The organism is Amycolatopsis sp. NPDC114504 (assembly GCF_055633595.1).
Window position 1 is genome coordinate 485,996 of record NZ_JBVKDU010000002.1, and the last position, 12,754, is coordinate 498,749.

Genomic DNA, 12,754 nt, shown 5'->3' on the forward strand with positions numbered 1-12,754 from the left:
GGCGTCCGGCTACCCGCGCCCGCCGACCAGGACGTGCTCGATGCGGTCCGCCGCTCCCGGCAGGTCCGCCAGCAGCTCCACCTTGTCCGGCAGCCCCGCCGGGTCCCACCCGGGCCCGCACGCGAACAACCGGCTCCGCTGCCGCCCCCGCGAGACCCGCGCGAACAACCGCGTGTCCGCCACCCCTCGCCGGTGCGCCCACAGCACCACCGCGGCCGGGGCGCTCCGGCGGACCGCCACCGCCAGCACCTCCGCCGGCAGCGGCACCCCGAACAGCTGGGCCCCGATGCGGCGGCCGGCCAGTGAGGCCGCCAGCGCGTACATCGGCATCGAGTCGCGCTCCTCCGGGACGCACCCGAGCAGCACCGGGCGCGTGTTGCGCGGCTCGTCGAGCACCGGGGTCGCGCGGACCAGCGCCGCGAACACGCACTCCGCCAGCAGGTACTCGACCTCCGCACCCGCGCTCGCCCCGCGCCAGCGGGCCCCCAGCGCCGACAGCACCGGCTCGAGCACGCCCGCCCACGCCGGGAGGACGCCGAGCTCGGCGATCGTGTCCGCGAGCATGCGCTGGACCGCGCCCACGTCCATCGCGAGCGCGGCCGTGCTCAGGCGGCGGGCGAGACGGGAGCGCACCTCGAGCCCGTCGTCGACACCGGAACCGCCGGGCGGATCCTCGGGGCCTTCCGGCTGGGGCAATCCGGACCGCGGCATCTGCTCGAGGGCGTAGCGCGCGGCTTCGGCCGTCGACGCGCCGCTCAGCAACGCCCGCTGCATCAGTTCGAGCCGGCCGATGTCGGAGCTGCCGTAGCGGCGGTGACGGCCGTCGGTGTGCCGGCTCGGGCCGAGCCCGTAGCGGCGGTCCCAGGTTCGGAGGGTGGACGGCGCGACCCCGAGCCGGCGGGCGACCGAGGCCACCGGCAGGGTGGGTTCTTCGGTACCCGACCCAGCTCCCACGAGCCTCAATATCCAGGCACTCAGCGGAGTCGGCAACCGGAGGCGAAACCCCTGCTCACACATCCGGGGGATGCCTAACGGCTGAATCGACCCGAATCGCTTGAACAACTATTGGCGCGCTTCTAACGTTACCGCCGTTGCACCGAATGGAGTATCGGCACCACAGCAGAGCAGCTAGCGGCATCGACCGATTGACGGAGGCGGTCAGGATGGCAGACACGCGCAGGCTCCCAGGACCCAACGCCGACATGTGGGACTGGCAGCTCGAAGGGTCGTGCCGGGGGATGGACAGCGCGTCCTTCTTTCACCCGGACGGCGAGCGCGGCCCGGCGCGGGCACGGCGGGAGGCCAGGGCGAAGGCGGTCTGCCTGAGCTGCCCCGTCCTGGAGATGTGCCGCAGCCACGCGCTCGCGGTGCACGAGCCCTACGGCATCTGGGGCGGGCTCTCGGAGTCCGAACGCGAGCACCTCATCAAGTCCGACAAACGCGCGCTCAGCATGTCCGGCGGCTGAGCGGCCACAGACAACGGAGGGCGGCACCGGGTGGGGTGCCGCCCTCCGTGCTTCCCGGGAACGAAACGGGGCGGCACTCCGGCTGGAGTGCCGCCCCGTTCGTCGTGAACCGCGTCAGTGCGAGTGGCCGTGGCCGCCCGCGGCGGGCTCTTCCTCGGCCGGCTTCTCGACGACCGAGCTCTCCGTGGTCAGCACCAGGCGCGCGATCGAAGCGGCGTTCGCCACCGCGGACCGGGTCACCTTGACCGGGTCGACGATGCCGGCGGCCAGCAGGTCGGTCAGCTCGCCGGTGGCGGCGTTGAAACCGTGCCCCCAGCCCTGCTCCCGGACCTTGTTGACGATGACCGCGCCCTCGTGGCCCGCGTTGGTCGCGATCCAGAACAGCGGGGCGGACAGCGCGTCGCGCACGATGCGGACACCGGTCGCCTCGTCGCCCTCGAGGCCGAGGCCGTCTTCGAGCTCCTTGACCGCGTGCACCAGGGCCGAGCCACCGCCGGGCAGGATGCCCTCTTCGACGGCCGCCTTGGTCGCCGCCACGGCGTCCTCGATGCGGTGCTTGCGCTCGTTGAGCTCGGTCTCGGTGGCCGCGCCGACCTTGATCACCGCGACACCGCCGCCCAGCTTCGCCAGGCGCTCCTGCAGCTTCTCGCGGTCCCAGTCGGAGTCGGTGCTCTCGATCTCCTTGCGGATCTGGGCGATCCGCGCCTGGGTGGCGTCCTTGGTGCCGGCGCCGTCCACGATGGTGGTGTCGTCCTTGGTGACGACGATGCGCCGGGCACTGCCGAGCGCGCCGAGGTCCGCGTCCGCCAGCTTCATGCCGATCTCCGCGGAGATGACCTCGCCACCGGTGACGACCGCGAGGTCGTCCAGGAACGCCTTGCGGCGGTCACCGAAGAACGGCGCCTTGACCGCGACGGCGGTGATCGTCTTGCGCAGCGAGTTCACCACGAGGGTGGACAGCGCCTCGCCGTCGACGTCCTCGGCGATGATCAGCAGCGGCTTCTTGGCCTCGACGACCTTCTCGAGCACCGGCAGCAGGTCCGCCAGCGACGAGATCTTCTCGCGGACGAGCAGGATGTAGGCGTCCTCGAGGATCGCCTTCTGCTCCTCCGGGTTGGTCGCGAAGTGCGCCGAGAGGAAGCCCTTGTCGAACTGGACACCCTCGGTGATCACCAGCTCGGTCGCCAGGGTCGACGACTCCTCGATGGTGATGACGCCGTCTTCGCCGACCTTCTCGACGGCTTCGCCGAGCAGGGCGCCGATGTTGGCGTCACGGGAGGTGACGGTACCGACCTGGGCGATGTTCTCGCGGCCCTTGACCGGGGTGGCCTTGGCCTTGAGGACCTCGATGACCTTCTCCGCGGCGGCCTCGATGCCGCGGCCGATCGAGGACGGGTTCGCGCCGGCCGCGATGTTGCGCAGGCCGACCTTCACCAGCGACTGCGCGAGCACGGTCGCGGTCGTGGTGCCGTCACCGGCGACGTCGTTGGTCTTGGTGGCGACGCTCTTGGCGAGCTGCGCGCCGAGGTTCTCGAACGGGTCGTCGAGCTCGATCTCACGGGCGACGGTCACGCCGTCGAGGGTGATGGTCGGCCCGCCGAACTTCTTGTCGAGCACGACGTGGCGACCGCGCGGGCCGAGGGTGACCTTGACGGCGTCGGCGAGCTTGTTCACCCCGCGCTCCAGCGCGCGACGAGCGTCCTCGTCGAATTTGATCTGCTTGGGCATAGCGTGTTCCGCTTACCTTCCGGTGTCTCTGAGACGCAAGAACGCCCCGTCCCCCGGCGTTGTGCGGGGCCCGGGGCGTCATGCGCTGCGAGCGGACGTCAGTTGATGACGGCCAGCACGTCGCGGGCGGACAGGATGAGGTAGTCCTCACCGTTGTACTTGACCTCGGTGCCGCCGTACTTCGAGTAGATGACGACGTCACCGACGTTCACGTCCAGCGGGACGCGGTTGCCCTTGTCGTCGATCCGGCCCGGGCCCACGGCCAGAACCTTGCCCTCCTGGGGCTTCTCCTTGGCGGTGTCGGGGATGACGAGGCCGGAAGCGGTCGTCTCCTCGGCCTCACTCGTCTGGACAACGATCTTGTCCTCGAGCGGCTTGATGTTCACGCTCACCGGGTTGACCTCCACGGTCGTCGAAAGCGTCGGCAGGATGTAGTTACGGCTCTACCACCCCCGCCGTCGCGGGTGCCGGGGCTGTCGGGCCGTGCGATTAGCACTCTAGCCACGTGAGTGCCAGTCGTGCAAGGAGGGTCCCCACGGCCGCCCCGAACGAGCCCGGCAGCCCTCTGACCGGCGGCAAGCCCTACACCGCCCCGCCCCTCGTCCCTGCCGCAGTCAGCACCGGGCAGCCGGGGTCAAGGGTGAGCGAAGCTCATCGCGAAGCGACGCCGAAGGCGCCCTTGACGCCGGATGACCGGTGTTGAACGCTCGGGCAGCGAGGGATGGCCCCTACCCCCACCGTGAGTTTCTGGTTAGGTTCTCACCGTCTGGCACCTGAACCCTGGGGGTTTATGCCCATGTCCTCCCGTCCCCTCCCGAGATCGGCCGCGCTCCTCGCCGCAGCCACCCTCCTCACCGGCTTGGCAGCCGCGCCCGCCCAAGCCGACCCGACCCAAACCCGCCAACGCGACTTCGCCGCCGCGGCAAGCGAGTTCGGCGTCCCGGAGAACGTCCTCCTCGGCGTCTCCTACCTCGAGTCCCGCTGGGACTTCAACGCCGGCACGCCCAGCACGTCCGCCGGCTACGGCCCGATGCACCTCACGGACCTGCGTGAAGCCGGCATCGCGACCAGCCACCACGACGAAGGCACCGAAGACCCGCGCGGCGACGACGCCCGGCCGGCGCTGCACCCGAAGGCCGGCCCGGCCGCCCCGCCGCAGGGGCTGCAGACGATCGACGAAGCCGCGCAGCTCACCGGCCAGCAAGCCGAGACCCTCCGCACCGACCCCGCACAGAACATCCGGGGCGGGGCCGCGCTGCTCGCGAAGTACCACGCCGGGAAGACCGACTGGTACGACGCGGTCGCGCAGTACAGCGGGTCGACCGAAACGACCGCCGCGCAGACCTTCGCGGACGAGGTCTTCGAGACCATCAAGAGCGGCATCTCCCGGACCACCGACGACGGCCAGCAGGTCAGCCTGGCCGCGACGCCGGACGTCGCCGTCACGCAGCACGCCGGGAACCCGGCGAACGTCGAGTGCCCGCGGACCGTCGCCTGTGAGTCCGTCCCCGCTCCCTACCAGGAGCTGCCGAACGACGACTACGGCAACCACGACCTCGCCAACCGGCCGGTCAGCCAGAAGATCGACCACATCGTCATCCACGACACCGAGGGCTACTGGGACAACGTCCTCGACCTCGCCCAGGACCCGACGTACGTGAGCTGGCACTACACCATCCGCTCGGCCGACGGCCTGATCGCGCAGCACGTGCCGACCAAGGACGTCGCCTGGCACGCCGGGAACTGGTACGTCAACGCGAAGTCCATCGGCATCGAGCACGAGGGCTTCGCCGCGAAGGGCACCTGGTACACCGAAGCGATGTACCGCTCGAGCGCGAAGCTCGTCGGCTACCTCTCGCGCAAGTACGGCATCCCGCTCGACCGGGCGCACATCATCGGGCACGACAACGTGCCGGGCACGATCCCGTCGACGATCAAGGGCATGCACTGGGACCCGGGCCCCTACTGGGACTGGTCGCACTACTTCGACCTGCTGGGCGCGCCGCTCGGCGGGTTCGGGCTGCCCGGCTCGTCGCTGGTCACCATCGACCCGGACTTCGCGAAGAACCAGCCGATCTTCACCGGCTGCGACAGCCCCGGGACCCCGTGCGCGGCGCGGGGATCCGAGGCCGTCGTGCTGCACTCCGAGCCGAATGACGCTTCGCCGCTGCTGAAGGACGCCGGTCTCCACACCGACGGCACGGCGTCCACGATGGACGTCGCCGACGTCGGCAGCCGGGTCGCGACCGGGCAGCAGTACGCCGTCGCCGACGTGCGCGGCGACTGGACGGCGGTCTGGTACCTCGGGCAGAAGGGCTGGTTCCACAACCCGCGCAACGCCCGCGTCGCCAAGCCCGCGATCGGCCTGGTCGTGACGCCGAAGCCCGGCCTCGCGACGATCCCGGTCTACGGGCGCGCCTACCCCGAGCCCGAGGCCTACCCGGCGAACGTGACGGTGCAGGCGATCACGCCGCTGCCGTACACGCTCGCGGCCGGGCAGCGGTACTCCTCGGCCGGGACGGTCGGCTCGGAGTACTACTCGGCCACGACGTTCGACGTCGCTGACCACGTGGTCGTGAAGGGCAAGCTCAAGTACGTCCAGATCCAGTTCGGGCACCGGATCGCGTTCGTCAAGGCGGACGACGTCCGGCTCCTGCCGGCGTTCTGACCGGTGGCGGAGGTCGCGCTCACGCGTCGAGCGCGACCTTCGCCCCGGCCGCCTGTTCGGTGTTGCGGCGCGTCTTCGCCCAGCCGTTGCGGCCGCGGACCAGCCGGAACAACGCGCGCCAGGACGTCACGTAGAACGTGTAGATGTACGCCGCGTACGCGAAGCCGAGACCGATCCCGCGCAGGATGTTCTTGCTGCGCAAGCACTTCAGCTGGTAGATCGGCCCCCAGACGAGGAACGGCAGCAGCCCGAACGAACCGTAGATGGCGAAGAGGATCCACGCGCCGCCGGTGAACCACGCCCACATCTGCGCCGGATCGCCCGCCGTGCTCGCGATCAGCAGGATGAACGGGATCGGGTACAGCAGCGAGCCGAGCAGCTGCAGCCACGGCTGGGCCAGGTAGTACATCATCTCCGCCGCGCCGAGCGTGCTGACGTGCGGCGAGTCCCAGATCCGCCGCAGGTAGCGGGCGCACTGCATGGTGCCCTGGCCCCACCTCGTGCGCTGCACCAGGAACCGCCGCAGGCTGTACAGACCTTCCTGCGCCACATGGGAATCCGGCGTGAACCCGGTGCGCCAGCCTTCCGTCAGCAGGTGGACGCCGAGCTCGAAGTCCTCCAGCAATGACCCGCGCCACGGCTGTTCGTCGGAACCGGCGATCGAGTCGAGCGCGGTGAGCCGGGTGAACTGGCCGTTGCCGCCCATGGAGATCGTGCCGGTGAAGCCGCGGGACGTCTGGATCGCCGCGATCGCCGTGCGGAACTCGAGGTCCTGCAGCTGCGCGAGCTTCAGGCCGAACCAGCGGCCGACGGGGTTGCGCGTCGGCGGCGGCGTCGCGACGTTGCTCATCCACACGTCGAGCTGGACCGCGCCGATCCCCGCGTCGCCGAAGAGGTGGTCCGCCGCGCAGACCTCCAGGCAGTTCGGGGCCGGGCGGCCGTCAGCGTCGACCACCACTACGACGACGTCGTCGCGGGCCGTCTCCGTGCCCATCCACTCGTTGAGCGCCCGGTAGGCGGCGTTGAGCGCGTCACCCTTGCCGGTCCGGGCCTCGGGCCGCACGCGCGGCACGAGGTGCAGGTACGGGTCGGGACCGCCGTGGCGCCGCCACAGCATCCGGACGACGCGGGCCGTGCGGTCGTCGGAGTCGTCGTCGACGACCCAGACGTGCGCCTTGCGGAACGTCGTGCGCAGGTAGCGCACGGTCTCGCGGATGACCGACTCCTCGTCGCGGCACGGCACGAAGAAGTGCCACGTGAAGTCCGCCGGGTCGCCCACCGGGGCCGGCTTGCGGCGCAGGTACGGCACGACGATCAAGACCACGTACACCAGGAACGCCACGCTCATCGTGAGCGCGAACGCCTGCGTGATCGCCAGCAGGACCTTGACGCTCATGCCTTCTTCTTCCGGGTGGCCAGCCAGACGAACAGGACGAGCGAGACGGCGCCGCCGAACACGCTGACCATCGAGCCGAGCAGCGTGTGGCCCCAGTAGTAGCCCTCGTCCGTGCCGTACTCGTGCACCAGCCCGACGATCGTCAGAATGCGCAGCTGGTTCGCCAGCACGACGACGAGCGCGGAAATGCCGAGGGAAAAGAAGAGCCGCTTCGCATTGGCGGGCCGGAAGTACAACATGGCCATGGTCACAACGAGCAGGGGCAGCAAAAGGAACGCCGAAGAGCATTCCGGGGTCATTCTCAACCCCAATGGAGTAGCACTGCTCAACCCAAAGTAAACGGACTCCCGATCGGGCGCGACATAAACACCCGATGTAGTGATGACGTCGAGGATGGCGCCGGCGAGACGCACTTCCAGTTCGCGGTAGAACCGCTCGGCCAGCACCACCGCGACCCCCGCGGCGGCCAGCGCGCCGAGCGCGATGACCAGCGGAAACCGTGTCATGCCTGAGTTCGGAGCGCTCGCTACGGCCACGAAGGTCCTCTCGGGGTCGATTCGTCGAACTTGGTCCAAGCGGCCATTCGGCAGCATCAACCGTGAACTTGCTAGGCCGTCCGGGTGACCTCGACGACGACCTGCGGAAACAGTCCCGGAGAATACCCGATGCGGTGATACGGGAAATTTTGTGTGCTATTCGGACCGCGCTTGGCGATAGTCGATTTGCGAAATCTTCGAGACCTCACCGAAATCGGAGGATCAGTTGATGAAGAGCTCCCTCGTACGCCGTGGCGGACTGCTCGCCGCGGTCGTGGCGAGCGTTGTGCTCGCCGGCGCGGCGCCCGCTTCGGCCGCGCCCGGCGACGGTTCCGCGTACGGCGTCAAGGTCGACGTGACGCTGCTCGGCCAGCCCGCGGTGAAGGTGGGTCCGCTCGCGGCCGCCAGCACCGCGGGCCCGACGACGAGCACCGTGGCGAGCGCCACCGCGGCCGGCATCCTGACCGCCGGCGTGATCACCACCGAAGCCAAGCGAGACGACAACTCCGGCGCGGTGACGGCGAAGGCGACCACCGCCGACGTCGGCCTGCCGCTGCTCAAGGCCGCACTGGGCAACGTCGGCGTCAAGACGGTCGAAGCCGTGTGCACCGCCACCCAGGAAGGCGTCAAGGGCAGCAGCACGCTGGCCGACGCGAAGCTCGGCAGCATCGGCGCGGTCGACGCCAACCCGGCGCCGAACACCCAGATCAAGGTGGCCGTCGGCCTGGTCAACGTCGCGACGATCATCCTCAACGAGCAGATCAAGAACGACGACGGCAGCCTCACGGTCAACGCTCTCCACGTGAAGCTGCTCGGCGGGGTCGTCGGCGCGCTCGGCTCGGGCGACGTCATCGTCTCGTCGGCGACCTGCGGCCCGGCCGCGCCGCCGATCCCGCTGGCGTCCGGCGCGGGCCTGTGGATCGGGCTCGGCCTGCTCGGCGCCATCGCCCTGCCGGTCGGCACGCGCATCTACCGCCGTCGCGCGACCCAGGCCTGAGTGAGGCCCGGATGTACAAGATGCCGGGTGCGGGCGTCGGCGTGGCCGGTGGCGGGGTGGGCACCCTCGCCGCCACCGGTGCCGACGTCGGGTGGTGGCTGGCCGTCGGCGTGCTCCTGGTCCTGCTCGGGACCGTCGCGCTGATCGCCGTCCACCGCCGCAACCGTCGCCTCTCCCGGGCGCGGGACTGAGGCTTGTTCTGGTCAGCCCGCCGCTTCCCGCGCGGAAACGGCGGTGGGCAGGTTTGCCGTGCGGCGGGCGACGGCTGAACAAGCCTCACTGAGAACCGGGCCGTCGGCGTGTGCCCCTCGCACGCCGGCGGCCCCGTTGTCAACGATTTCCTGGACACTGGACGATGTGGAGAAAGGGCACCGCGGGGTGGATGTGATGTTGCTGGCCGGGACGCGGCCGGAAGCGCTGAAGCTCGCGCCGCTGGCGCTGGCGCTCGACGCGCACCCCGCGTTGCGGCCGATCCTGGTCCACAGCGGGCAGCACGCGGGCATGGTCGAGCAGGCCCTGTCGCCGTTCGGCCTGGTCGCGGACGCGTGGCTGGACGTGCCGCCGCGCGTGACCGGCGGTCAGGCGGAGCTCGTCGCCGGCCTGCTGCCCGCGCTCGACGACGTGCTGCGCCGGTTCTCGCCGGCCGCGCTCGTCGTCCAGGGCGACACCACGACGACCCTCGCCGGCGCGCTGGCCGCGTTCTGGCTGGGCATCCCGGTGGTGCACCTGGAAGCCGGGCTGCGCACGCACGACCTCACGGCGCCGTTCCCGGAGGAGGGCGCGCGGCAGATGGTGTCCCGGCTGGCCGCGCTGCACCTGGCGCCGACACTCGGCGCGGCGGCCGAACTGCGCTCGGAAGGCGTCGCGCGCCAGCGGATCGCGGTCACGGGCAACACGGTCGTCGACGCGGTGCTGGAGATCGCGGCGCGCGACCTCCCGGCGCGCGACACGGCGCTGGCGCTACTGGAGATGGAGATCGCGGAGGCGGGCGAGCGGCTGGTGCTGGTGACGTCGCACCGCCGCGAGTCGTGGGGCGAGCCCCTGGAGCGCACGCTGGCCGCGGTGCAGCTGATCGTGGCCGAGCACCCGGACGTGCAGGTACTGTTCCCGGCCCACCCGAACCCCCAGGTCCGCGCCCAGGTCGACGCGGCATTGGGCGGCCTGCCGCGCGTAACGGTGACGGACCCGCTGGAGTACCCGGACCTGGTCCGCGCACTGCGCCTGGCATCACTGGTGCTGACGGATTCGGGCGGCATCCAGGAGGAGGCACCGACGTTCGGCACGCCGGTGCTGGTCCTACGCGACGTCACCGAGCGGGTGGAGGTCGTGGAGGCAGGGTGCGCATGGCTGGTGGGAACGGACACGGAGCGAATCGCCGACACAGCGGCACGTCTACTGAGCGGCGAGCTACGGCCAGCACAGGTGGGAAACCCATACGGCGAAGGCGATGCGGCAACCCTGGCGGTAGCGGCAATAGAGGAACTGCTGGGCGTGGGCTCCCCGGCACACAAACACGCCGCGGCTTCGTAACACGCGCCCCGGAAGAACGGGACCCACACCCCCCGCAACCCCGATCCGAAGCCAGAACACGGCCGGCGACGCCGGGTCAAGGCATCTTTCCCGCCTTGACCCGGTGCCGCCGGCCGTAGTCACAATCAGGCGTCGGGGTGGCGAACGACCCTAGAGCGACACCACGTTCACCGGCAACGCCGGGTTAGCACTGAAGTCCAGCGCCGCTGTCGGACGCTTCGCCGCCACCACATGCGCACCCAGCGCAGCGATCATCGCCCCATTGTCCGTACACAGCCTGGGCCGCGGCACCCGCAGCTCGATCCCAGCCGCGGCACAGCGCTCAGCCGCCAGCGACGACAGCCGCGAGTTAGCCGCCACACCACCGGAAATCACGATAGTGCCAATCCCCTGCTCCTGGGCCGCCCGGATCGCCTTCTTGGTCAGCACGTCCGCAACAGCCTCCTGGAACGACGCCGCGACATCGTCCACCGGGATCTCTTCCCCGCGCCGCGCCGCACCCTCGACCCAGCGCGCCACCGACGTCTTCAAGCCGGAGAAAGAGAAGTCGAACTTCGCGTCGCGCGGGCCAGTCATCCCCCGCGGGAACGCGATCGCGGCGGGATTGCCGTTCTTGGCCGCCTTGTCGATCGGCGGACCGCCCGGGTACGGCAGGCCGAGCACACGCGCGACCTTGTCGTACGCCTCGCCCGCCGCATCGTCCACAGTGGACCCCAGCTCGGTGATCTCCGACGCGATGTCGTCAACGCGCAGCAGCTGGGTGTGCCCGCCGGAAACCAGCAGCGCCAGGCACGGCGTCGGCAACGGCCCGTGCTGCAGCGTGTCCACCGCGATGTGCCCGGCCAGGTGGTTGACGCCGTAGAGCGGCACGTCCAGCGCCGTCGCGTACGCCTTCGCCGCGGAGACGCCGACGAGCAGCGCGCCCGCCAGGCCCGGCCCGGCCGTCACGGCGATGGCGTCCACATCGGACAGTGTGAGCCCGGCCTTCTCGAAGGCGCGGGACGTCGTCGGGACCATCGCTTCGAGGTGCGCCCGGCTCGCGACCTCGGGCACCACGCCGCCGAAGCGGGCGTGCTGCTCGACGCTGGAGGCGACCTCGTCGGCGAGCAGCTCGACCGTGCCGTCGTCGTGCAGGCGGACCAGGCCGACGCCGGTCTCGTCGCACGAGCTCTCGATGCCCATGATGATGCGTGACATCAGCGTGCTACCTCGTCTCGCGTCCGCGCCGGGCGGACCATCGTGTACGCGTCGGCGCCGGAGGGCTGGTAATAGCGCTTCCGGATGCCGAGCCGTTCGAAGCCGTGACTCTCGTACAGCGCGAGGGCCGTCTCGTTGTCGGTGCGGACCTCGAGGAACACCGGCGCCTCGAACTCGTCGGCGCGCACGAGCAGGGCGCGCAGCAGTGCCTTGCCGATGCCCTGGCCCTGGTATTCGGGCGCGACGCCGATGGTGTGCACGGTCGCCTCGTACTCGCCGCGGCGCCGGCCGACGACGGCCAGCCCGGCGTACCCGAGCAGCTCGTCGGTCTCGTCCGGGCGCGCGGCGAGGTAGAAGTTGCCCATGTCCAGCTCGGAGTGGAAGGCGCGGGAGCTCCACGGGTCGTCGCCGGGGAAGAGGATCTGCTCGATCTCGACGCACCGGGCGATGTCCCGGCGGCGCAGTGGCTCGAGTCTCACGGCGTGGTCACCCGTTTGGGCGCGGTGGGCTCCGCGGCGTCGGGACGGCGCAGGTACAGAGGTGTCAGTGGTTCGGGCGTTTCCTTCGCCAGCAACGCGGTCCGGGCGGCCTTCACCAGGCCGGCGGGCGACGGGAAGCGCGGCTCGATCGGCTGGACCCCGAGCGCGGCGGCGTACAGCACCGCGCCGTCGCCGGCCGCGACCTCGATGCCGGTTTCCAGTTCGGCGGGGCGCTGGACGTGCGGGCCGTCGGTGCGGTTCCCGGCGGCGTCGTAGGCGGCCCAGTAGACCTCGCGGCGGCGGGCGTCGGTGAGGACGAGGAAAGCGCTGTCGCTCCGGACGACGTCGGCGGCGAGCGCGTCGAGGCTGCAGACCGGGTACACGGGGAGGCCGAGGGCGTGCCCGAGCGCGGCGGCGGTGGCCATCCCGGCGCGCAGGCCGGTGAACGGGCCGGGACCGACGCCGACGACGATCGCGTCGAGGTCCTTGAGGGACACTCCGGCGGCCTCGGCGGAGGCCAGCGCGTGCGGCATGATCAGTTCGCCGTGGGCGCGGGGGTCGACGGTGACGCGCTCGCCGCGCGTCCGGACCTCGTCGCCGTCCACCTCGACGACGCCCGCGGTGACCGCCGGGGTCGAGGTATCGATCGCCAGTACCAACACGGTAAGCAAGCGTACGACCAGGGTCTTCGGCCGCTTGCTGCAGGGGACTGATCCGCACGGTAACGTGCGGAGCGAGTGCGACTCTGGGAGGTCCC

Annotated in this window: 13 protein-coding genes; 5 read left to right on the top strand and 8 right to left on the bottom strand. The window is 70.8% G+C overall.

Translation table 11 applies throughout. The features are described 5' to 3' along the window. Nucleotides 1-9: 9 nt before the first annotated feature. Complete coding sequence (locus tag ACZ7PG_RS13930) at nt 10-915, bottom strand: MerR family transcriptional regulator (RefSeq protein ID WP_470240753.1); 906 nt, start codon at nt 913-915, stop codon at nt 10-12. Between the two features lie 248 nt (nt 916-1,163). On the opposite strand from ACZ7PG_RS13930, the gene ACZ7PG_RS13935 reads away from it, so the two are divergent. Continuing rightward, nucleotides 1,164-1,466, top strand: coding sequence for a WhiB family transcriptional regulator (locus ACZ7PG_RS13935; RefSeq protein ID WP_043792619.1), 303 nt, complete (start codon nt 1,164-1,166; stop codon nt 1,464-1,466). A 114-nt stretch (nt 1,467-1,580) separates the two neighbouring features. Here the strand turns inward: ACZ7PG_RS13935 and groL are convergent, their stop codons facing one another. Both groL and groES read right to left on the bottom strand, forming a co-directional pair. Further along, nucleotides 1,581-3,194, bottom strand: a complete 1,614-nt coding sequence (gene groL, locus ACZ7PG_RS13940) for a chaperonin GroEL (RefSeq protein WP_470239467.1) — start codon at nt 3,192-3,194, stop codon at nt 1,581-1,583. A 98-nt stretch (nt 3,195-3,292) separates the two neighbouring features. Further along, nucleotides 3,293-3,586 carry a co-chaperone GroES gene (groES, locus tag ACZ7PG_RS13945; RefSeq protein ID WP_004559922.1) on the bottom strand — a complete coding sequence of 98 codons (294 nt, stop codon included), beginning with the start codon at nt 3,584-3,586 and terminating at the stop codon, nt 3,293-3,295. A 404-nt stretch (nt 3,587-3,990) separates the two neighbouring features. On the opposite strand from groES, the gene ACZ7PG_RS13950 reads away from it, so the two are divergent. Further along, nucleotides 3,991-5,862: an N-acetylmuramoyl-L-alanine amidase gene (locus ACZ7PG_RS13950; protein WP_470239468.1), complete on the top strand. Its 1,872-nt coding sequence runs from the start codon at nt 3,991-3,993 to the stop codon at nt 5,860-5,862. A gap of 19 nt (nt 5,863-5,881) precedes the next feature. Here ACZ7PG_RS13950 and ACZ7PG_RS13955 read toward each other — a convergent pair whose 3' ends face one another. Beyond that, nucleotides 5,882-7,258, bottom strand: a complete 1,377-nt coding sequence (locus ACZ7PG_RS13955) for a glycosyltransferase family 2 protein (protein ID WP_470239469.1) — start codon at nt 7,256-7,258, stop codon at nt 5,882-5,884. Beyond that, on the bottom strand, nt 7,255-7,764 hold the full coding sequence (gene xrtP, locus ACZ7PG_RS13960; RefSeq protein ID WP_470240754.1) for an exosortase P: 510 nt from the start codon (nt 7,762-7,764) through the stop codon (nt 7,255-7,257). The genes ACZ7PG_RS13955 and xrtP overlap by 4 nt, the downstream gene beginning before the upstream one ends. A gap of 259 nt (nt 7,765-8,023) precedes the next feature. Between xrtP and ACZ7PG_RS13965 the strand changes: the two genes are divergently transcribed. From ACZ7PG_RS13965 to wecB, 3 genes are all read left to right on the top strand, one after another. Then, nucleotides 8,024-8,791 (top strand): choice-of-anchor P family protein, encoded by a 768-nt coding sequence (locus ACZ7PG_RS13965; protein ID WP_470239470.1) that lies wholly within the window; start codon nt 8,024-8,026, stop codon nt 8,789-8,791. An 11-nt stretch (nt 8,792-8,802) separates the two neighbouring features. Then, nucleotides 8,803-8,982 (top strand): LPXTG cell wall anchor domain-containing protein, encoded by a 180-nt coding sequence (locus ACZ7PG_RS13970; RefSeq protein ID WP_284745445.1) that lies wholly within the window; start codon nt 8,803-8,805, stop codon nt 8,980-8,982. A 187-nt stretch (nt 8,983-9,169) separates the two neighbouring features. Then, nucleotides 9,170-10,321: a non-hydrolyzing UDP-N-acetylglucosamine 2-epimerase gene (gene wecB, locus ACZ7PG_RS13975; RefSeq protein WP_470240755.1), complete on the top strand. Its 1,152-nt coding sequence runs from the start codon at nt 9,170-9,172 to the stop codon at nt 10,319-10,321. Nucleotides 10,322-10,471: 150 nt separating this feature from the next. Here the strand turns inward: wecB and tsaD are convergent, their stop codons facing one another. The 3 genes from tsaD to tsaB are packed head-to-tail and all read right to left on the bottom strand — an operon-like array spanning nt 10,472 to nt 12,659. Beyond that, nucleotides 10,472-11,518 (bottom strand): tRNA (adenosine(37)-N6)-threonylcarbamoyltransferase complex transferase subunit TsaD, encoded by a 1,047-nt coding sequence (tsaD, locus tag ACZ7PG_RS13980; protein WP_470239471.1) that lies wholly within the window; start codon nt 11,516-11,518, stop codon nt 10,472-10,474. Continuing rightward, complete coding sequence (gene rimI / locus ACZ7PG_RS13985; protein WP_470239472.1) at nt 11,518-11,997, bottom strand: ribosomal protein S18-alanine N-acetyltransferase; 480 nt, start codon at nt 11,995-11,997, stop codon at nt 11,518-11,520. Before rimI ends, tsaD begins: the two co-directional genes overlap by 1 nt. Beyond that, nucleotides 11,994-12,659, bottom strand: a complete 666-nt coding sequence (gene tsaB, locus ACZ7PG_RS13990) for a tRNA (adenosine(37)-N6)-threonylcarbamoyltransferase complex dimerization subunit type 1 TsaB (RefSeq protein ID WP_470239473.1) — start codon at nt 12,657-12,659, stop codon at nt 11,994-11,996. Before tsaB ends, rimI begins: the two co-directional genes overlap by 4 nt. Nucleotides 12,660-12,754 lie beyond the last annotated feature (95 nt).